Origin of the sequence: Natrialba swarupiae (assembly GCF_008245225.1) — an archaeon.
Classification (GTDB): Archaea; Halobacteriota; Halobacteria; order Halobacteriales; family Natrialbaceae; genus Natrarchaeobius; species Natrarchaeobius swarupiae.
Map to the genome: position 1 here is coordinate 20,781 of NZ_VTAW01000019.1, position 19,389 is coordinate 40,169.

Below are 19,389 nucleotides of genomic sequence, written 5' to 3' on the forward strand. Positions count from 1 at the left end.
GTCTGCCCACCGGGCCAGCATAATTGTTTCGACGAACACAACCTGTAAGAAATGGAACTAGTCCGGGACTGGTCGGCGACTCTTCGTACGGTCTACTGTCCGTCAGGTCCGGCCCAACCGCGATCTGTGGGGCGGACGTGACCGGACAGTGGGACAGCAACCCGTCTCACTCGACGAGTGCCGGCCGTGACAGGACGACGTTGAGTACGGCCCCGAACAGGATGACGATGCCGGCGAAGTAGAGCCAGGTGACGAACAACAACACTCCACCGACAGCGCCGTACGCCTGATACCGGCCAGCGTTCGCGGCGTAGAGCTGGAATCCTGCCTGCAGGATCGCCCAGCCGACGGCGGCGAACAGTGCGCCGGGAACTGCTTCCGCGAGGTCGATCGAAATCGGCGGCAGGACGTAGTAGATCGGAAGGAACACGAGAACGAGTCCGACTAGCAAGACGACCCAGCTCAGCACTCCCGCGTACGGAACGGCTCCGGAGACGATACCGAGCACCGTCCCCACGACGATCATCAGCGCCAGGGCACCTGTGCCGGCGACGATGACGACCAGCCCCTCTCGGATCTCGGTGAGAAGCGAGTCCTCGGCGACCTCGTCGTAGATTCTGTCGAAAGCCAGGCTGAGCCCGCGAAACACCTTGAGCGCACCCCAGATGGCGACGCCGAGCGCCACAACCGTCGCCTCTGTGCGTCCAGCTTCGGTCGTCAGCGCGTCGGTAACGAGGTCCTCGCCGGCTTCGGGGAGAAAGTCGCCGGCGACGAGGATCAACTGCTGTGCGATCCGCTCCCCGCCGAGAAGCGAGCCGACGACGAGCGCGAGCAACACGAGCGGGATCACGGAGACGAACGCGTAGTAGGCGAAGCCGGCCGCGAGGTAGGTAACGTCGCGGTCGCTCGCGGTTCGATAGAGCGCGAGGGTCGTCGCTTTCGGATCCATACTGGATCTACGACCGCCGACCTATTGACGTTGTGATCGGTTTGCACCAGCTGTGCCGGCTCCGTCGCGACTCTCGAGTTCGTCATTTCTGGTTTGTGGCAGTGTCACAGTCCGTCCGAGAGTCTCACGGAGTTCCTACACACCACCTCCAGCGGTCGTCTCATACCGTCTACCGTGCGTTATTTCTGGCACATCTGGATCCGGACAGCAGTTGCGTCGGGATATCGGGACAGCAAGCCTATCAGTACTCGTGACAGAAGTTGTGCGACGCGTAGACTTCGCCGTCGTCGGTGATGTAGACGCCGACACCGCCGCGGTCCCAGCCCGGCCCGCCGTGGTCTTCGAGGATCGCCTCGCGATGGGACGTGGAGTTCATCCACTGGTCGACTAGCCCCTCCGCGACCCCTTCGGCGGTGTGGTACTCGACGATATCGCCGTTTCCGGGCCGCTCGACCGGTCTGTCGACCCACGTGAGCGCGATGTTTTCACCGTAGCCTCGACAGTAGCCGTCGACCGCGCTGAACCGATCGAACGGACCTTCGTCGTCGGGGTTGACGTGTGCGAAGTACTCGCGCTCGGCCATGTCCTGGCTGTGTGCACGCGAGACCGAGGCTACGGTGCCGTCCCACTCGAGGGGCTCGAGGCCGTGGTCGGCCCGTCGGTCGTTCACTTCGGCGTGGACGAATCGCTCGACGTCGGCCGACGAGATGGGCTCGACATCGGTTTCGTACGTCGACGCTCCGGGGTCGTCGGGGTCGGTAACGTCGGGATAGTGCTCGTCGACCGGCGGCGGGTCGGCGCTCGGATTCGGCAGATCTCGAACGTCGACGAACTCGACGTCGTTGACCGTCTCGAGCGTCGACGGCGCGAACGTGACGATCCCAAAGACGAGCGCCGAGAGGACGGCGACGGCGAGAACCAGTCGAACGATCGCACGGAGGATGACACGATCGCTCGAGTCGTCGGCGTCCCCCACCCGTTCGCTCGCAGGTCGGCGGTCCATCGTTCGCCGGGACACCACCAGTACCCAAGATGATCCGGGTGCGTTGCAGTCGCTGAAACTCGGGTAGGTCGGAGCCGGTCCGGGCTCTATCCGCCCGCGGCGTCAGCGGCGTCATTACCGAATATCGTCTCGTGGATGCCGATGACTAGCCCCGGGACGACAGCCATAAACAGGTGTTCCTCGAGTGGAATGCCGGCGACGTCGATGCCGGTTCGGAGCGTGATGTCGAAGACGCCGACGGCGAGGGTGTACCGATCCCAGACGTACGCGATCGGATAGAGGACGAGGATCGTGACGGCGGCTTTCCGCAGCGCGCCCGCTCGCCTGAGCAGGACGAACGCGACGGTTCCCCAGAACAGTTCGGTGGCGAGATAGGTGTACCGACCGAGAACGCTGATGTCGGGTCTCATACGTCGTACGTTTCGGTTCGAAGACAAGAAACTTCCTCCGGGCGACGGGAACAGGCAGTATCTTCAAAAGCCCTGCAGCAGTATATCCTCTCGTAACGATGAATATCGCTGATATCGCCACGCAGGAGTACATCGAAGTCGACGTTGGAACGCGCATGGGGAAGGTCCGTTCGACCTTCGAGAACGGCAACCCGAAGGGAATTATCGTCGCTGACGACGGGGAGTACGAGGGCGTCATCAGCGAGCGGGAGGTGCTGCAGTCTCACGTCGAAGACGACGCGAAGGTGGCTGCCCTGATCAAGCCGAGTCGAAGCGCACCGGCCCCGCGTGTCAGCCGCGACGAAGATGTCCGAGAAACCGCTCGAGTGTTGATCGAGAGCAACGCGAAGATGGCACCCGTCTTCGAGGACGGCGAACTCTGGGGCGTGATCAGCAGCGATGCCGTCCTCGAGGCGGTTCTCGAGAACCTCAACGCACTCACGGTCGAAGACGTCTACTCGGCGGAGCCGGTCACGATCGCAGAGGACGACGGAATCGGGAAGGCGATCAACAGGCTTCGTGAACACGGCATCTCTCGCATCCCGGTCCAGAACGAGAACGGATATCTCACCGGCGTCGTGACGACCCACGACATCGCCGATTTCGTCATCCGCGAGAACGACCGGATGACCACCGGGGACCGAGTTGGCGACAACGAACGGATGCTCGACGTCCCGGTCTACGACATCATGAACAGCCCCGTCGAGACGACGTCGCTCGACGCCACCGCAGAGGAAGCCGTCGAAACGATGCTCGAACTCGATTACGGCGGGTTGATGGTCACTCCCGACGACGACGACCGGATCGTCACTGGCGTCGTCACCAAGACCGACGTCCTGCGCGCGCTGACGTTTACGGAAGAAGAACACATGGACGTTCAGATTACGAACATCTCCCTTCTCGATACGATATCCCGAGAGTCGATCGTCGAGAGCATCACGGAGGTCGCCGACAAGTACGCCGAGATGCAGGTGATGCACGCACACGTCCGCTTCAAAGAGCACAAAGAGAAACTGCGCGGGACGCCGTTGATCCACTGCCAGATCCGCCTCCGCACGAACAAGGGCCAGGTCGCCGGCACCGGCGAAGGCTACGGCGCGGAGAACGCCTTTCGTGTCGCCCTCGACAAACTCGAGCGAAACGTCTTGGAGGTCAAGGGCGTGACGAGCGACCAGGAGTACCGCGGCCAGTTACTCCGAAAACTGAACGAACTGTAGCGCCCTCGCCCCCGTCGTTTGTTCGGAATATCGGTCTGCTAACGAGCGGGAACGATTGCTCGGTCGTTCTCATCCGTATCCAACCCAGGTGGCTGCCGACGCCGCTGGCGGTTCATTTCGTGACGGGAGCCGATGTCAGAAGTGACTCATCTGGCACACACGAATTCAGGTGGCGAACGCCACCGGAGGGTGTGATCGAAGAGTCGATGAACTGCGACGTGGACGGTTTCGCTCCGGCCATTCGAGGAGAATGAAACGATCGTCCAATTGATCTCGGATTCTGGAGGTCATATTATTTGTTTGGAAATACTGAACTGCTGATCGAATATCCATTCAGTTTTCCAGATGAAAAGAAGTACACAGTAACCGATCCTGACATCAGCAACATTTATGAAAAACCTGCTTGTTTCTCCATCTGGTATGAAGGGTGCTAATAGACGAAGTATCGACCGACGAACGCTGCTGAAACTTACCGGTGCCGCAGGGGCGGCGACCGGGATCGGAACGCTCGCCGGTTGTTTGGACGACGGAAACGGTACCGGTAACGGTGACGACGATGGAAACGGTGACGTAAACGGAGACGTCGACGAACTCACGATCACGCTGTCGCAGTTTCCGGACACGATCGATCCGCTCGATCACATCACCGGAGACTACTTCGACGTGTACGACCACATCTACGAACCGCTTTTCGACTTCGAACCCGGTGAGGGAATCTTCGGGCGCGTCGTCGAGGACTGGGAGATCCAGGAAGGCGAAGGGACGACTGAGCTTTCCCTCCGGGACGGCGTCGTCTTCCACAACGGCGACGACCTGACCGCGGAGGACGTCGCCTGGACAATCAATCGGACGGTTGATCCGGAGATGGGCGTCCCAAGCCCGATCGGGACCTTCGGTCTCGGTTCGATCGAGGGCGCGGAGGCGGTCGACGACACGACTCTCGAGGTCCACTACGGAGCCGCGCCTGGTCTGGCCGAGTTCGAGTTCGGTAACTACGCTCGCGCGCTGAACATGGAGTGGGCAATCGACAACCACGACGCCGAAAACGAGGCGATCTCCGGGGCCGACCCGGAGGATTTCAACGGGACCGGCCCGTACGAGGTCGTCGACTTCACCTCGGGCGAAGAGATCGTCCTCGAGCGGTTCGACGATTACTGGGGCGACGAGCCACCGTTCGAGACGGTCAGGTTCAACGCCGATGGCGAATCCAGTGGTCGGGTGGCCTCACTCGAGACGGAAGAGACGGATCTCACGATCAACATCCTGCCGGAGGACGTGACGACCGTCCAGAACGCCGACGGAGTCGAGGTACGGCAGGTGACGAGCTTCCGGAATATCTTCTGCCCGATGAAAAACACGGTCGAACCGTTCGACAGCCAGGAGTTCCGGCAGGCGATGAACTACGCCGTCGACAACGAGGAGATCGTCAATACGATCCTCAGCGGGTTCGGCGAGCCCCGAGGGCAGCCAGTTGCACCCGGAATCAACGGTTTCAACGACAGTATCGAACCCTACGAACAGGACATCGGGACGGCCGAGAGCCTCGTCGAGGAGAGCGGCTACGGTGGTGTGGAGATCGAACTCGTCGCACCGTCCGGTCGATATCTCAACGACGCCGACGTCGGTGAGACGGTCGCAGACCAGATCAACCAACTCGACAACGTCGACTGCGAGGCAAACATCGTCGACTTCGGCGTCGTCTCGGACGCGAACCAGGCTGGCGTCGAGCCCGACGAGTATGGCGATACCTGGGAGATACCGTTCTACCTGATCGGTTGGGGGACTATCACCGGCGACACTGACTACGGTGTCCAGGGCTTCTTTACGATCCCTGACAACCCGAACCGGACGTTCCACGACGAAGAACTCAGCGACGCAATTCTCGAGAGCCAGCAGATCGAGGATCCCGACGAGCGACGAGTGCAACTCGAGGAGGTCAACCAGCTCGCCCACGAGAAGGCCCCGTTCGTCTTCCTCCACACCCAGGAGAGCATCTACGGTGTCAGAGATGACATCCAGTGGGACCCACGCGAAGACGAGACCGTCTACATCTGGGAAATGGAGCGGTAACGACAGGTCTCGCGGCCTGTCTTCCGGTGAAACGAAAGCGTGATTATCAGGCCCTCGATTCACTCGATACGGTCTATGGGTACTACATTCAAATGACGCTGGGGAAGTTCCTCGTACGGCGGATACTTCAGGGTGTGTTCGTCATCTGGGGTGTCATCACGATCATGTTCGGGCTCAGGGCGGTGTCGCCCGGCGACCCGGCGAACCTGATGCTTGCCGAGGGAGCGACGCAGGCACTCGTCGAGCAAGTCAGAGAAGAGGAGGGATTGAACGAACCGATCTACGTACAGTACTTCGATTACCTTCAGGGGATGGTCGTCGGTGATTTCGGCTACTCCTGGCAATCGAACAGGGAGGTCGAGGCGATGGTCATCGAACGCATTCCGGCGACGATCGAACTCGCGGTGGCCGCAACGATTGTCGCGATCGTCATCGCGATCCCGCTCGGCGTTATTTCGGCGACGCGACGGAACCAGCCCTCCGACTACGGAGCGACGCTGTTTTCGTTGCTGGGGATCTCCACGCCGAACTTCTGGCTCGGACTGATGTTGATTCTCATTCTGGGCGTGTGGGCCGGTCTCTTTCCAACGGGTCGACGACCGGTCGGGTTCGGTCCGGCAGTCCTTACACTCGCCCAGACCGGCTCCCCGAGCGATATCTTCACGTGGCTGAAATACATCGCGCTTCCCGCCATCACGCTCGGAACGTACTTTACGGCGCTGATCACCCGCCTCACCCGGAGTGGAATGGTCGACGAGCTCGGAAAACCCTACGTAACGGCGAGTCAGGCGAAGGGACTGCCCGCGGTCCTCGTCCGGTACAAACACGTGCTTCGAAATACGATGATTCCGATCCTCACTGTCCTCGGTCTCCAGATCGGGACGCTGATGGGTGGTGCGGTCATCACCGAAACGGTGTTCAACTGGCCCGGTCTCGGACTCCGACTCATCGACGCACTGGATGCGCGAGACTGGCCGCTCATGCAGGGGATCGTCGTCTTCATCGCCATCGCGTTCGTCTCGATCAACATCGTCGTCGACGCACTGTACGCCTATCTCAACCCACAGGTGAGCGACGAATGATTTCCAAGAGAGTCAAATCGAACCTGAAACAGACGTTCTCCGAGAGTTTACTCCCGAAAATCGGACTCGTGTTGTTGCTTTCGATTCTCTTTATGGCGATGTTTGCCCCGGTTCTGGCTACTCACGATCCAACTCGGACGGGCCACTACACGGAGGAGGGTGCGGAGTATCCTCCGCTTGGTCACGAATATACGACGCAGGTCGCGGCGGACGGTGAAATCGGTGAAGTAACGGTACAGGGCTCGAGCGAACACGTCCTCGGAACGAACAACGTCGGACAAGACGTCTACTCGCGGTTCCTCTACGGGGCGCGAGTCTCGTTGCTCGTTGGACTCCTCGGAACGAGTATGGCAGTCGCGATCGGGGTTCCGGTCGGGCTCGTTGCGGGATACTACGGCGGCCGGATCGACGACGGTCTGATGCGTATCGCAGACGTCATGCTGGCGTTCCCGGCGCTCGTACTCGCACTTGCGCTTATCGGCGTGTTCGGGGAGTCGCCATTTTACGTCCCCGATCCGATCGTCCGGGCCGGACTGGCAGAGGGGATGCCCGAATCGATACCGATCCCCGGAACTGTGACGATCGTCGTCGGCCTCGTCACCTGGGTATGGTTCGCGCGGGTCGCCCGAGGCGAGGCACTGTCGATCCGGAACGAAGAGTACGTCAAGGCGGCACGCAGCTTCGGGGCGAGCAACCGGACGATCCTGTTGAAACACGTCCTCCCGAACAGCCTGACGCCGATCATCGTGCTCGCAACGATTCAGGTCGCGGTGATCATCCTCCTGGAGGCATCGCTTGCGTATCTTGGCTTTTCCGGAACGACGCTCTCCTGGGGGTACGAGATCGAACGAGGCCAGGACGTCCTCAGAACCAGACCTTGGGTCTCGATGCTTCCGGGGATCGGGATCGTCCTGGCAGTGATCAGCGTCAACTTGCTGGGCGACTGGCTCCGGGACGCACTCGACCCAAACATCGAGGGAGAAGGACGATGACAGAAGATGTACTTCGAGTAAACGATCTTTCGACCCGGTTTTTCACGACGGAGGGACAGGTAAACGCGGTCTCGAACCTCGATCTTCGGATCGAACGCGGCGAGATATTCGGGATCGTCGGCGAGAGCGGCAGCGGTAAAAGCGTCACCGCTCGTTCGGTCATGAATCTGATCGAATCGCCGGGAGAGATCACGAGCGGCGAGATCTGGTATCGAAACCGAGACCTCGTCGAGGACGTCGAAGGGGACTATCCGGACGCGGTCGACGGCGAGTTCGTCGACTTGCTCGCGCTTTCCGACGACGTCAGGCGATCGCTTCGCGGGACATCGTTCAGCATGATCTTTCAGGACCCGGAAAGTAGCTTCAACCCGACGCTGACCGTCGGCGAGCAACTCGCGGAAGCCGTCGAAGTCCAGCGCCGGGCCAGCGCGAACCCGCGATCGACGCGGGCGCGAACGCGGGAGTATTCGCTCGGAAACTACCTCCTATCGACGGTTCTTCCGTCCCAGCGGTACGTCTCCGAGGCGAGTCACGAGCGGGCGATCGAACTGCTCGAGCTGGTCGGCATTCCCGACCCGGTCGAACGAGCCGACGAGTACCCACACGAGTACTCCGGCGGGATGCTCCAGCGGGCGATGATCGCGCAGGCGCTGGCCGGCGAGCCGGATCTGCTGATCGCCGACGAGCCGACGACCGCACTGGACGTCACCATCCAGGCCCAGATCCTGGACCTCCTCGACGAGCTCCAGGCGGAGACGGGCATGACGATCCTGTTGATCACACACAACCTCGGCGTTATCGCACGCATGTGCGACCAGGTTGGCGTCATGTACGCCGGCGAGATCGTCGAGCGCGGGACGCTCGAGGACGTCTTCGACGGCCACGTCCACCCCTACACCGAAGGGCTGCTCGGTTCGGTTCCCGACCTCGAGCGCGCGGGTGGGCGTCTCCAGCCGATCCCTGGGAACGTCCCAAGTCTGCTCGACCACGAGATGGACGACCGGTGTCAGTTCGCCGATCGCTGTCCGAAGGCCATGGAGGACTGTCTCGAGCATCCGCCGGAGTTCGACGCGCCGGGAAGCGATCATCACGAGGTTCGCTGCGTCCTCACGGAGACTGAGTACGACGAGTCCCGCGCGCTGCCGGCGGACTACTTCGGAGGGAAAGAGCGTCCGACCGCGGACGCATACGCCGACCCTGGAACGGATATCGACGAGTCCACCGGCCCCGGCAACCCACCGCGGCAACCGGTCGACGAGCCTGGAGGTGACCGCCCGTGAGTACGGACGACGCGAGTACGGCAGACGGAACGGGTGCGAACGGGGGGAAGACGACCGACGAGAGGAGTGTCGACGAGCCGCTCGTGCGGGTCGACGACCTCCACAAGTACTTCTGGGAGAACGACTCCGTCTTCGACCGTCTGCTGGGGGGCGAGCCGGTCGCCGTCCGCGCCGTCGACGGCGTCAGCTTCGATGTCCACCGCGGCGAAACGCTCGGCCTGGTCGGTGAGTCCGGCTGCGGAAAGTCCACGACGGGCGAGACGCTCCTCCGACTCCAGGAGGCGACCGATGGTCGCGTCGAGTTCGAGGGACGTGACGTCTACGACCTCGGCGGGGACGAACTGAACGAGTTCCGTCGGGAGGCACAGGTCGTCTTCCAGGACCCGTTCTCGAGTCTCGATCCTCGGATGACGGTCGGTGAGATCGTCCGACAGCCCCTCGACGTTCACGACGTCGACACTGACGCCGAACGGCGCAAACGCGTCCGCGACCTGCTCGAACGCGTCGGTCTCTCGGCCGACCAGCTCGACCGGTACCCCCACGAGTTCTCCGGCGGTCAACGCCAGCGGATCGGCATCGCTCGCGCGCTCGCGCTCGAGCCGGAGTTCCTCGTTCTCGACGAGCCGACGTCGGCACTCGACGTCTCCGTGCAGGCCCAGGTGCTGAACCTGCTCGAAGACCTCCAGACGGAGTTCGACCTGACCTACCTGCTGATCAGCCACGATCTCTCGGTCATCCGTCACATCTGCGACCGGGTCGCCGTCATGTACCTCGGCGAGATCGTCGAGATCGGCCCCGTCGAAACCATCTTCGAGGAACCGAAACACCCCTACACGGAGGCGTTGCTCGAGAGCGTACCGCGGGCGACGACGGCAGAGCGAGACCGGGATCGCGAGACGATCTCGGGCGACGTGCCCTCTCCCCGCGATCCACCGAGCGGCTGCCGGTTTCGAACCCGGTGTCCGATGGTGATCCCGCCCGACGACCTCGCTATCGATCAGGACGAGTACCGTGCGATCGTGAACCTCCGCGAGCGAATCGAACGTCGGGACGTCTCCCTCGAGTCGCTCGGTGAGGACGACTTCGACGCCGGCGAGACGCGAGCGTTCGTCACCGAGTTGAAGGGGCGATTGCTCGAGTCCGACCTATCCGGTCGACACGAGGCAGTCGTCGACGAGGCGCTCGCACACCTGGCGTCAGCCGACTGGGATGCAGCCGCCGAGCGGCTGGCTTCGACGTACGAGAGCGTCTGCGAACGACGAAATCCGGAACTCGGCGACGGACATCACCCGGTCGCGTGTCACCTGTACGACGACCCCGAGTCGACGTCCGGGACAGACGAGCGGGGCGACCAGGCGGGACCGAACTGATACGGATATACCCTTAGGCCAGACGACAGCCGTCGGATCAGATCGAAACTTGTCGCGGTCGTTCCGGGTGTCTCTCCACCCGCCCACTGAACGGGAAGTTGCCGCGGAGACTCGTCCGTGAGCCGGTACGTCCCGGAGACACCGATCAGCGTCGACGAAAATCTCCGAATTCCGACCTATCCATGTTGGCAGCAGGTGTAATACCCCGACGCGTCTCGTGTCTGTATGGACCGGACGAGTGCAAGCCGAATGGAGGCTGCCTGTTCCCTGTTAGCCGAGTCCGAGCGCCGGTATCTGCTGTATCTCCTCGCCGAGGACCGCGGGGCGAACATCGAGGAGTTCATCTCACAGGTGGCCGCCTGGGAGCTGGACGAACCGGCGGGGACCATCGAGAAAGAGACCAGACAGCGAATCTACGTATCCTTGGTCCACAATCACCTCCCGCGTCTCGCGGACTACGACATCATCGAGTACGACCTTCGCAGCGGTGACATCGTACTCGACGACGGGTTCGATGACATCAAACCGCTGCTCGAGCAGTTCCGTCAGACGGAGGAGGTTCCCGAGATCCGTCAGCGACCGGCACTCTGATACGGACCGCTGTCCGTCTGTCCCGACCGGTCACACGACGACCAGCAGTCAGTCGGAGCAGACCGTATGACTGCCGCGTGCCCGTTCTCGAGCGATGTCCTTCGGTCGTGAACACGTCTCGTCACCGGGAAACGTTGCACGTTTCGAATCGAAATATATAGGATTAGTCCGGAGTGAGCATCGGTGTGAACCGGTTTCGCAACGTCGGGTTGTTCGTGATACTCGCGGCTCTCTGGGGGTCCGCATTCGTCGCGATCAGTGCGGGACTCCGACACTTTCCCCCGGTTCTTTTCGCCGCATTTCGATACGACGTTGCCGGGCTACTCATGTTCGCGTACGCCGTTTACGCGGCTGATCGATGGCGACCACGCCGACGAGACGAGTGGGGTGTCGTGGCTGTCGGTGCAATCTTGCTGATCGCCGCCTACCACGTGTTCTTGTTCGTCGGACAACAGAACACGACTGCGGCTGCCGCGGCGATCATCATCAGTCTGTCGCCAGTCCTCACGACCGGGTTCGCCCGGGCGTTGATGCCCACTGACGCGCTGTCGGCGGTCGGGGTCGTCGGAGTCCTCTTGGGACTCGTCGGCGTCGCCGTCATCACTCAGCCCGATCCGTCGAATCTGTTTTCGACCGACGTGGTCGCCAAACTACTGATCTTCGGTGCCGCCGCGTCGTTCGCTCTCGGTGGCGTCCTGACCAGGCGCTTCGACTCGGATCTCCCTATCGAGACGATGGAGGCCTGGTCGATGATCGGCGGCGCACTCCTCTTGCACGCCGTCAGCATCGCGATGGGAGAGCCGATCGATCCCTCGTCCTGGACACATCCGGAAGCGATCGGCGCGCTCGCGTATCTGGCGGTCGTCGCGAGCGCGATCGGCTTCCTGATTTACTTCGACCTGCTCGAGCGTCTCGGCGCGGTCGAGATCAACATGGTTTCCTACGTCGCCCCAGTGTTCACGGCAGTCGTCGGCTGGCTCTACCTCGGTGAAGTCGTCGATACGACGACGCTCGTCGGATTCGGGTTCATCGTACTCGGGTTCGTCATCGTCAAGCGACGCGCGCTCCGGGCGGAACTCGTACACGCCGGGCAGTGGAGACGGTAGGGGAGACACTCCAGAGCCGGCGGCTACGCCAACGCCGGTCAGTGGAGACGGTAGGGGAGACACTCCAGAGCCGGCGGCTACGCCAACGCCGGTCAGTGACAGCAGTCGGCCACGCCAACGCCGATTAGCGACGGTAGGTGTGGCCGACGTACAGTGCCAGGACGTTCACCGAGAGCAAACCGAGAAAGAAGAGCAACTCGAGCCACGTCCCTAACCCGTTGAACAACACGGGAAAGTACAGAAACGGAGCTACGATTGCGGTCCAGAACCCCGCTCGACGGATCGGTTCGGCGAGAGTCGGAACGACCCGCTCGAGCATCTTTCGTCGATCGTCGTTCTCACTCTCGACCGGTGGACCGCTCACCGAAGACGACCCTCGATCGCCTGGCGCCGGGGAATCCGACATCGATACACGCGTTCTCGCCCACACGTCGGTATATACGGATACGACCGTTTATGATCGCTTGACTACAATTTACTCGAATACGGTCGTTCTCCCGTCGTGTGGGCTCGCCGGTTCGTCTGTCGTTGGAAACCGTCCGGAACTGGAACGCAGGTACGAAGAGCGTACGGGAGAGAAACGAGTCGTTACTGGAAACCGATGCGACTGTCCCGACGGCCCGTCGGGTCCGGTCCCCTCGAGCCGCCTTTGAACTCCTCTTCGATCCGTTCGTAGTAATCCAAGATGTCGTCGGTGATCGTCGGTCGGACGTTCTCCATCGCCTGACGGAAGTGACGCATCTCGACGATGTCGGCTTCGTGGTCCTCGCGAAGTGCTTCGATCGCGGCCTCGCGGGCGATCGATTCGAGATCGGAGCCGACGTAGCCGTCGGTGATCTCCGCGACTTCACGGAGGGTGACGTCCGCCGCGAGCGGCGTGTTCTCCGTGTGGATATCGAGGATCCGTTCGCGGCCGTCGACGTCGGGTTCGCCGATCATGACGAGACGGTCGAACCGGCCCGAACGAAGGAGTGCCGGGTCGATCATGTCGGGACGGTTGGTTGCGCCGATGACCATCACGTTCCCCATCTCCTCTAATCCGTCGAGTTCGGTCAGGAGCTGGTTGACGACGCGCTCGGAGACGTTCGAGCCGACCTCGCCGCCCCGCCCGGGTGCGAGGGCGTCGAGTTCGTCGAAGAAGATCACCGTCGGCGAGACCTGTCGGGCTTTACGGAACGTCTGACGGATCGCCTTCTCGGACTCGCCGACCCACTTGCTGAGTAGTTGCGGGCCGCGCACGGAGATGAAGTTCGCGTTCGTCTCGTTGGCGACGGCTTTCGCCATGAGCGTCTTCCCGGTGCCAGGCGGGCCGTACAGCAAGACGCCGGCCGGCGGGTCGATACCCAACCGGTCGAACCGTTCGGGGTTGTTCAGCGGCCACTCGACGGACTCTTTGACCTGATCTTTGGCGTCGTGGAGGCCGCCGACGTCGTCCCAGGAGATCTTCGGCAGTTCGACGAGTACCTCCCGCATCGCCGAGGGTTCGACTTCGTTCAAGGCACCGCGGAAGTCCTCTCGCTTGACGATCATCCGGTCGATCAGACTCGGCGGGATGTCCTCCTCGTCGAGATCGATCTCCGGGAGGTATCGTCGGAGCGCCTTCATCGCCGCCTCCTTGGTGAGACTCTCGATGTCGGCACCGACGAAACCGTGGGTCTCGTCGGCGAGGTGGGGGAGATTGACGTCGTCCGAAAGCGGCATCCCGCGGGTGTGAATCTGGAGGATCTCCTCGCGGCCAGTCTCGTCGGGAACGCCGATCTCGATCTCGCGGTCGAACCGACCCGGCCGGCGAAGCGCAGGGTCGACGCTGTCGACGCGGTTGGTCGCCGCGATGACGATGACCTGTCCCCGCGCCTCTAAGCCGTCCATCATCGTCAGCAACTGGGCGACGACGCGGCGTTCGACCTCGCCGGTGACGTCCTCACGTTTGGGCGCGATGGAGTCGAGTTCGTCGATGAAGATGATCGCGGGCGACTCCTCGCTTGCGTCCTCGAAGATCTCTCTGAGCTGTTGTTCGGACTCCCCGTAGTACTTCGAGATGATCTCGGGGCCGGCGATCGAGAAGAACGAAGCGGAGGTCTCGTTGGCGACGGCCTTCGCGAGCAGGGTCTTCCCGGTCCCCGGCGGGCCGTGGAGCAAGACGCCCTGTGGCGGTTCGATACCCAGCTTCTTGAAGATCTGGGGGTGTTTCATCGGGAGTTCGACCATCTCCCGAACCCGCTGGATCTCGCTTTGCAGGCCGCCGATGTCTTCGTAGGTAATTCCGCCACCGGTCTTCTCGAAACCGCTGATCGGTTCCTCTCGGAGTTCGACGTCTGTATCTTCCGTGATGAGTACCACTCCCTCGGGGTCGGTTTCGACCGCGATAAGCGGGATCGCCTGGCCGGGCGATCGCATGAACGGGTGGTTCGTCGAGGACATCACCGGGACGATGTCGCGGCCGACGACCGGCCGTTTGAGGATCTGGCGTTTCACCATGCCGGCGGCGTCGGAACCGAACTGGACCGACGCCTCCTCGGGGGGTGCGAGGGTGAGTGAATCCGCCTTCGTCGCTTCGGCCTTCCGGATCGTTACGCGCTCCCCGATGCCGACGTCCGCGTTCTGGCGCGTGAAGCCGTCGATTCGAACGGTGTCCGTGTTCCAGTCCTGCCGGTCGGCCCGCCACACTTTCGCCGCGGTCGTATCCGCACCTTCGATCTCGATGATGTCGCCCGGACTCAGCTTTAGATGCAACAGCGTGTCCGGGTCGAGTCGGGCGATACCACGACCCGAGTCGTTCGGGTACGCCTTCGCAACCTCCAGTTGAACTTCGTTCATGATTCGGATTAAACGGGGATGTCAGTGACTCCGATACGTGATCGGATAGGTTTTTTGCTCGCTCAACCTGTGATAGATGCTACCATATCAGAGTTCGACTGGACGATACATAGGAGTGTCGGCTTCGGTGGGTTTCGCAGCCTTTTCACGTCTCGGAGGAACTGAACAGAGCGATCCGCTACGATCGTATTCTCTGGACACAGTTGCGGTGTCGACCGTGGTAGTCTCCGATTATCCAGCGGAGGCCGACACCGATTCGGCCGAACGCCCGAGGACGATCCACCCGGCAGACGGTACGTACCGAGTGTCGTCGGGGTCGAAACAGACGGTCTCGACCGCTTCGGTCGCGTGCTCTTTCCCGCTGGTCGTGTCCTATCGGTACACCTCGCCATAGGTTGGGAGATGCGGGACACAGCAAACGGAGATCGGCTACCGGTCGGCCCTCTCGCGTCGATACCGGACCGTCGAACCGTTCCCGTCGCCCGTCCGCTCGACCAGCCCGAACAGGGTCGCCCACTCGAGCAGGCGTTCGACGCGTACGGCCCACTCCGCGCAGTCGTCGGGTTCGCGGTGCGAGCGCCCCACCGTTCGCTCGGTCGAGCGGTCGCGAACCCGCCTGGTCACTGTCGCCACCTCCAGCCCAGTCGTACTGTCCTCGAGTACCTCGAGGACGGTCGGAACGTCGCGAACGCGGCTCCGGAACGCGGTCCGGAGCGATTCCGGATCGACGTCGTTGGCCGTCCGCCGATACGTGTCGCGTTCCGTCTCGACCAACTCGAGCGCTCGGAGGAACGTCAGCCAGGTTGCGGCCGCCTCGCGGCCCTCGACGTCGGTTCGTTCGACGAGCCGGGAACAGCAGTCGGCGTCGCTCGCCGTAGCGTTCGATTCGGCCGGAACCGCGGCCGCGACGCCAGCGACGGCCTCGAGACCGTCGGGCGGCTCCGGAACGGGTTTGAATCGCACGCTCAGAGATCGAACGAGTCGGCGAGCAGGCTCTCGTCCGTCTCGCCGTGGACGTACGTCGGGCCGCCGACGACGTCGATGGTCACCTTCGCCGGGGCGAACAGATCGGAGGGAACCTCCTCGAACTGCCACTCGAGGTCGTCGAAGATCTCGCCGAACGGTCGTCCGTGTGCGTCGGCTGCCGTCGAGGACACCGACTCGAACTGGTCGGCGTCCTCCCGAACGGTGAGGTGGGCCGTTCCGCCGTAGGCGATCGCGTCGTTCGTCCGGGCGATCGCCGTCCGTTCGTCGCCCGCGACCGGTGGGACGGGCGCACGTCCCGTCACCGAGACGATATCGAGGGGATCGTACCCGAGTTCCGTCAATCTGAACGTCGCAAGTTCGGCCGCTCGAGCCGCGTTGGTGATACTCCCGGCGATACTCGCGGTGGAGTAGGGGAGTAAGAAGACGCTGCTCGTCTCGACCTCCGCGAGGTCGGCGACCTGTTCGGCGGCGGCCTCGGTCGGTACGTCCTCTGTCTCGACGGCCAGTGCCGTCAGGTCGAACGCGTCCGTGTATCCGATGCGTCTGAACTCCGTCTCCTCGGCGACGAGCGCCCGGGCCGGCCCGCTTCCGAGCCCCTCGAAGTCCTCGGTCGTCAGCTCCCAGCCGGCCTTTTGCGAGCACAAAAGCGAGAGCGCCGGCTGATCGGTCGAGAGCGAGACGTAGGGGATCGGCGCGTCGCTGATCTCGCCGAGGTCGTAACTCGGCGTCGCCATCCCGGCGGTCTGGATCTCGGTCAGAAGCATTCCGGCTTCGATACCGCCGTCGAACTCGAGGCCGAAATCGAGCACCGTCGCGTCGTTTTCGAGGTCGTATCCGCCGACGTTTAGCTCCTCGGCATACTCGAGGGCCTCGTCGACCAGTTCGATCGCCATTCGGTTGAGACTCTCCATGGTGTCGCTTCAGCCTCCGACCTAAAACCGTTTGTCAGTCTCTGTCTGACCACCGTCCGACTATGGTCCTACGCCCCGATAGTATGGGCAGTGTTCACACGGAGTATCCGACGTTCTCGATCGCATCGGCGATCGACGACTCGTCGACGAGCGTCTCCTCGTGTACGACGCGAACCTCGCTCGCCTCGTGGTTCGCCGTCACCGAGGAGACGCCTTCGAGGGACTCGAGGGCGTCGGTGACGGTGTTCTCACAGCCCTCACACGCCATTCCGTCTACTTCGATGGTCGTCTCCGTCATGACGTCCCTACTTGGCCCCGACGAGTGATACGGATTATGATCGATCACGTATCCGCGCGCGTCTGCGGGTCGGATCTGACTGACAGGTGTCCGGTCGACCGTTCGGATCGGGACCCATCATACAGTGTCGTGTCAGTCACTTCGGGCGCAGCCGCGACCCCTGGGGCGGGTGCACCGTTCCATCGGGGCAGGAATCCGTGTCAGTCCTCGTTTCGGCGGAGTTCGACGATTCGGTCGGATTACGCGGAATCGCTCGTCGCCGCTCGGCCGAGGTGTTCTTCGACCGCCTCGACCTTCTCCGCAGCGGACGTTTGCTTCGTCCGCTTGTCGTCGATCTTCAACACCGTACTCACGCGGTCGCCGTCGACCGCCTCGTGGGCCGCCTGTGCGGCGGCGAACAGCTCACTGATCTCGTCGGTCTCGATCACCGTCCCCATCGGGTTCGTCTCGTACTCGACGTCGTAGGCCTCGAGGGCGTCGACGGCCTTCGCGACCTCGTCCGACATACTGTCTTCGATCACCGGTGCGACGCTCAGTAGTGCGACTACCGTCATGGTTGCCACTGAGAACGCGCGGGAGCCTAAAATGTACCATGATCGGGGACTGTGTGTCGGTCCCGACTAGTCGCGAGTCGGCCGGTCCACCGACGCCGAGGGCGGGTAGATGATCACGTCCCCGTTCGCGTAGACGTACACCTCGTGTTCCAAGGCGGTGAACGCGACGTGCCCGCCGGTTCGTTCGGTGCCGTCGGCCTTTTTGCCGAAGAGCCGATCGAGCGCGTCGGGGTCGACGCTGTCGTAGAGCGAAAACTCGCCCTGGGAGACGTCGATGTCCGCGATCGACGCGATGGCGTGGACGATCGTCGTCGTGATCGTCGCGGTACCGTCGCCATCGTGGTGGAAGACGTACCGATCGTTAGGCTGGTCGTACTGTAGATCGCTGATGTCGTGGGTGGGAGAACGTTCTGTTTGCATTTCGATCCTCTGTCGTCGATCGTCTACCGTTGGTACTGTATCGGAGTATAAAAACGAACCGCAACGTCAAACGGTAGACAAACGTGAACTAAAATTCGGACTAGTAGTTGTATTTTAACACTACCGGAGGCTCGGATGAGTCCTTTCACGTTAGCGTCGGAACCGGCCCCTCGGGAGTCGACTCGTCATGGTTCGTCCCGTCGTTCGTGGCGTTCTTCGAGGTCTCGAGACTCGCGGAGTACGCGCTGGGCCTCCGGCGATCGGCGATTTTTCGGCGACATGATCGGCTCACCCGATCCCTCGATGCGATCCTCGGGATCGTCGACTGCGATCCACTCGCGGGCGCGGGAGACCAGTGCTCGAAGCATATTCGAACGGTGTGCGTGAGGCTCAAAAAGGTTGGTGGGGAGATACGAACACACTCAGGTGCGGATGTCGATGCTGCCCCACGGTGGCGGTCAGGCGAGTGACGCGGCACAGAGTTCGGCGATTGCCCGACGGAGTCGCTGGGAGATGGCGGACTTCGAGACGCCGAGACGGTCGGCGAGCTCGTCCTGTGAGATCCCACGCGGCACGTCGAAATAGCCCTCCTCGTAGGCGACCGCGAGCAGTTCCTGTTGTTTCTCGGTCAGCGCTACGACGCCGTCGTCGCCGTCGTCGGAGACTCGCAGGTGTTCGACCGACACCGACACGCCGTCGTCCCGACAGGCGTCGTTGAACGCCACGAGTGCGTCCCGGCTCGGAAACCGAAGCTGGACGAGCCAGCCGTCTCGAGAACTCGAGACCTCGAGCAGCCGGCCGCCGACTTCGGCCGTACTCGCGGTGAACGTCAGCGCCCGTTCGGTCAGCGTGACCCGGTACACCCGCCGGTCGGGATACCGGTCGACGAGTATCGGCTCTCGGATCGTCGGATCGGTCTCGAGGGCGGCCTCGAACCCGCCGAACTCCGCCCCCCGTGCGGTGACGAACAGGAGGGTGTGGCCCGTCTCGTCGGTCGTCCAGTACTCGGGCTCGAGGGTGACGTCAGGAGCCCGCTCGAGGGACGATCGCAAGACGAGGTCGGGGTGATCGAGTCGAACCTGCGCGACGATTCCGCCGTCGGACCGATCCAGAACCGTCGATCGTTCGCGTTCGGTCTCGGCGAGTTCGATGCTCACAGATCCACCTCGCTCCGTCCGGTCGCCTCTCCGTAAGCGTCCGTTACCGGTGACACGCTCATCGATCGAGTGATTAGGCCGTGGCTATCTGGACGTGGGCGCTAGATAGCAAAATCACAGCCACGATGGCTCAATA

Annotated in this window: 20 protein-coding genes; 8 read left to right on the top strand and 12 right to left on the bottom strand. The window is 62.5% G+C overall.

The window, feature by feature from the left end; translation table 11 throughout:
- Positions 1-166: 166 nt before the first annotated feature.
- The 3 genes from FYC77_RS14025 to FYC77_RS14035 form a co-directional block, all read right to left on the bottom strand.
- Complete coding sequence (locus tag FYC77_RS14025) at positions 167-949, bottom strand: YihY/virulence factor BrkB family protein (protein ID WP_149082121.1); 783 nt, start codon at positions 947-949, stop codon at positions 167-169.
- A gap of 241 nt (positions 950-1,190) precedes the next feature.
- The gene (locus tag FYC77_RS14030) at positions 1,191-1,952 is read right to left on the bottom strand and encodes a CAP domain-containing protein (protein WP_149082122.1); all 762 of its coding nucleotides are present in this window, start codon (positions 1,950-1,952) and stop codon (positions 1,191-1,193) included.
- 86 nt (positions 1,953-2,038) lie between these two features.
- Positions 2,039-2,362, bottom strand: coding sequence for a lycopene cyclase domain-containing protein (locus FYC77_RS14035; protein ID WP_149082123.1), 324 nt, complete (start codon positions 2,360-2,362; stop codon positions 2,039-2,041).
- A gap of 98 nt (positions 2,363-2,460) precedes the next feature.
- On the opposite strand from FYC77_RS14035, the gene FYC77_RS14040 reads away from it, so the two are divergent.
- The 8 genes from FYC77_RS14040 (at position 2,461) to FYC77_RS14075 (ending at position 12,109) form a co-directional block, all read left to right on the top strand.
- Positions 2,461-3,618 carry a CBS domain-containing protein gene (locus FYC77_RS14040; protein WP_149082124.1) on the top strand — a complete coding sequence of 386 codons (1,158 nt, stop codon included), beginning with the start codon at positions 2,461-2,463 and terminating at the stop codon, positions 3,616-3,618.
- 420 nt (positions 3,619-4,038) lie between these two features.
- Positions 4,039-5,688: an ABC transporter substrate-binding protein gene (locus tag FYC77_RS14045; RefSeq protein ID WP_149082125.1), complete on the top strand. Its 1,650-nt coding sequence runs from the start codon at positions 4,039-4,041 to the stop codon at positions 5,686-5,688.
- A 92-nt stretch (positions 5,689-5,780) separates the two neighbouring features.
- Positions 5,781-6,770, top strand: coding sequence for an ABC transporter permease (locus FYC77_RS14050; protein WP_149082172.1), 990 nt, complete (start codon positions 5,781-5,783; stop codon positions 6,768-6,770).
- Positions 6,767-7,762, top strand: coding sequence for an ABC transporter permease (locus FYC77_RS14055; protein WP_149082126.1), 996 nt, complete (start codon positions 6,767-6,769; stop codon positions 7,760-7,762). Before FYC77_RS14050 ends, FYC77_RS14055 begins: the two co-directional genes overlap by 4 nt.
- A complete protein-coding gene (locus FYC77_RS14060; protein ID WP_149082127.1) occupies positions 7,759-9,042 on the top strand; it encodes an ABC transporter ATP-binding protein in 1,284 nt (427 codons plus the stop codon). Before FYC77_RS14055 ends, FYC77_RS14060 begins: the two co-directional genes overlap by 4 nt.
- Positions 9,039-10,412, top strand: a complete 1,374-nt coding sequence (locus FYC77_RS14065) for an ABC transporter ATP-binding protein (RefSeq protein WP_149082128.1) — start codon at positions 9,039-9,041, stop codon at positions 10,410-10,412. The genes FYC77_RS14060 and FYC77_RS14065 overlap by 4 nt, the downstream gene beginning before the upstream one ends.
- 225 nt (positions 10,413-10,637) lie before the next feature.
- Positions 10,638-11,003 carry a DUF7344 domain-containing protein gene (locus FYC77_RS14070; protein WP_149082129.1) on the top strand — a complete coding sequence of 122 codons (366 nt, stop codon included), beginning with the start codon at positions 10,638-10,640 and terminating at the stop codon, positions 11,001-11,003.
- A gap of 185 nt (positions 11,004-11,188) precedes the next feature.
- Positions 11,189-12,109 carry a DMT family transporter gene (locus FYC77_RS14075; protein WP_149082130.1) on the top strand — a complete coding sequence of 307 codons (921 nt, stop codon included), beginning with the start codon at positions 11,189-11,191 and terminating at the stop codon, positions 12,107-12,109.
- 124 nt (positions 12,110-12,233) lie between these two features.
- On the opposite strand, the gene FYC77_RS14080 is transcribed toward FYC77_RS14075, so the two are convergent.
- The 9 genes from FYC77_RS14080 to FYC77_RS14120 form a co-directional block, all read right to left on the bottom strand.
- Positions 12,234-12,473 (bottom strand): hypothetical protein, encoded by a 240-nt coding sequence (locus FYC77_RS14080; protein WP_149082131.1) that lies wholly within the window; start codon positions 12,471-12,473, stop codon positions 12,234-12,236.
- A gap of 224 nt (positions 12,474-12,697) precedes the next feature.
- Positions 12,698-14,926 (bottom strand): CDC48 family AAA ATPase, encoded by a 2,229-nt coding sequence (locus FYC77_RS14085; RefSeq protein WP_149082132.1) that lies wholly within the window; start codon positions 14,924-14,926, stop codon positions 12,698-12,700.
- A gap of 429 nt (positions 14,927-15,355) precedes the next feature.
- Positions 15,356-15,889, bottom strand: a complete 534-nt coding sequence (locus tag FYC77_RS14090) for a hypothetical protein (protein WP_238386958.1) — start codon at positions 15,887-15,889, stop codon at positions 15,356-15,358.
- Positions 15,890-15,891: 2 nt separating this feature from the next.
- The gene (mch, locus tag FYC77_RS14095; RefSeq protein WP_149082133.1) at positions 15,892-16,824 is read right to left on the bottom strand and encodes a methenyltetrahydromethanopterin cyclohydrolase; all 933 of its coding nucleotides are present in this window, start codon (positions 16,822-16,824) and stop codon (positions 15,892-15,894) included.
- 94 nt (positions 16,825-16,918) lie between these two features.
- A complete protein-coding gene (locus FYC77_RS14100; RefSeq protein WP_149082134.1) occupies positions 16,919-17,122 on the bottom strand; it encodes a heavy-metal-associated domain-containing protein in 204 nt (67 codons plus the stop codon).
- A 239-nt stretch (positions 17,123-17,361) separates the two neighbouring features.
- Positions 17,362-17,676 carry an MTH1187 family thiamine-binding protein gene (locus tag FYC77_RS14105; RefSeq protein ID WP_149082135.1) on the bottom strand — a complete coding sequence of 105 codons (315 nt, stop codon included), beginning with the start codon at positions 17,674-17,676 and terminating at the stop codon, positions 17,362-17,364.
- 66 nt (positions 17,677-17,742) lie between these two features.
- Positions 17,743-18,096, bottom strand: coding sequence for a HalOD1 output domain-containing protein (locus tag FYC77_RS14110; protein ID WP_149082136.1), 354 nt, complete (start codon positions 18,094-18,096; stop codon positions 17,743-17,745).
- Positions 18,097-18,281: 185 nt separating this feature from the next.
- Positions 18,282-18,464 carry a hypothetical protein gene (locus tag FYC77_RS14115; protein ID WP_149082137.1) on the bottom strand — a complete coding sequence of 61 codons (183 nt, stop codon included), beginning with the start codon at positions 18,462-18,464 and terminating at the stop codon, positions 18,282-18,284.
- A 90-nt stretch (positions 18,465-18,554) separates the two neighbouring features.
- Entirely contained in the window at positions 18,555-19,253 is a 699-nt protein-coding gene (locus FYC77_RS14120) for a helix-turn-helix domain-containing protein (protein WP_149082138.1), read from the bottom strand.
- Between the last annotated feature and the right edge of the window lie 136 nt (positions 19,254-19,389).

Coding starts and splice junctions, on each gene's coding strand:
- FYC77_RS14025 (WP_149082121.1), bottom strand. CDS start 949: ATGGATCCGAAAGCGACGACCCTCGCGCTCTATCGAACCGCGAGCGAC.
- FYC77_RS14030 (WP_149082122.1), bottom strand. CDS start 1,952: ATGGACCGCCGACCTGCGAGCGAACGGGTGGGGGACGCCGACGACTCG.
- FYC77_RS14035 (WP_149082123.1), bottom strand. CDS start 2,362: ATGAGACCCGACATCAGCGTTCTCGGTCGGTACACCTATCTCGCCACC.
- FYC77_RS14040 (WP_149082124.1), top strand. CDS start 2,461: ATGAATATCGCTGATATCGCCACGCAGGAGTACATCGAAGTCGACGTT.
- FYC77_RS14045 (WP_149082125.1), top strand. CDS start 4,039: ATGAAGGGTGCTAATAGACGAAGTATCGACCGACGAACGCTGCTGAAA.
- FYC77_RS14050 (WP_149082172.1), top strand. CDS start 5,781: ATGACGCTGGGGAAGTTCCTCGTACGGCGGATACTTCAGGGTGTGTTC.
- FYC77_RS14055 (WP_149082126.1), top strand. CDS start 6,767: ATGATTTCCAAGAGAGTCAAATCGAACCTGAAACAGACGTTCTCCGAG.
- FYC77_RS14060 (WP_149082127.1), top strand. CDS start 7,759: ATGACAGAAGATGTACTTCGAGTAAACGATCTTTCGACCCGGTTTTTC.
- FYC77_RS14070 (WP_149082129.1), top strand. CDS start 10,638: ATGGACCGGACGAGTGCAAGCCGAATGGAGGCTGCCTGTTCCCTGTTA.
- FYC77_RS14085 (WP_149082132.1), bottom strand. CDS start 14,926: ATGAACGAAGTTCAACTGGAGGTTGCGAAGGCGTACCCGAACGACTCG.
- mch (WP_149082133.1), bottom strand. CDS start 16,824: ATGGAGAGTCTCAACCGAATGGCGATCGAACTGGTCGACGAGGCCCTC.
- FYC77_RS14100 (WP_149082134.1), bottom strand. CDS start 17,122: ATGACGGAGACGACCATCGAAGTAGACGGAATGGCGTGTGAGGGCTGT.
- FYC77_RS14105 (WP_149082135.1), bottom strand. CDS start 17,676: ATGACGGTAGTCGCACTACTGAGCGTCGCACCGGTGATCGAAGACAGT.
- FYC77_RS14110 (WP_149082136.1), bottom strand. CDS start 18,096: ATGCAAACAGAACGTTCTCCCACCCACGACATCAGCGATCTACAGTAC.
- FYC77_RS14115 (WP_149082137.1), bottom strand. CDS start 18,464: ATGCTTCGAGCACTGGTCTCCCGCGCCCGCGAGTGGATCGCAGTCGAC.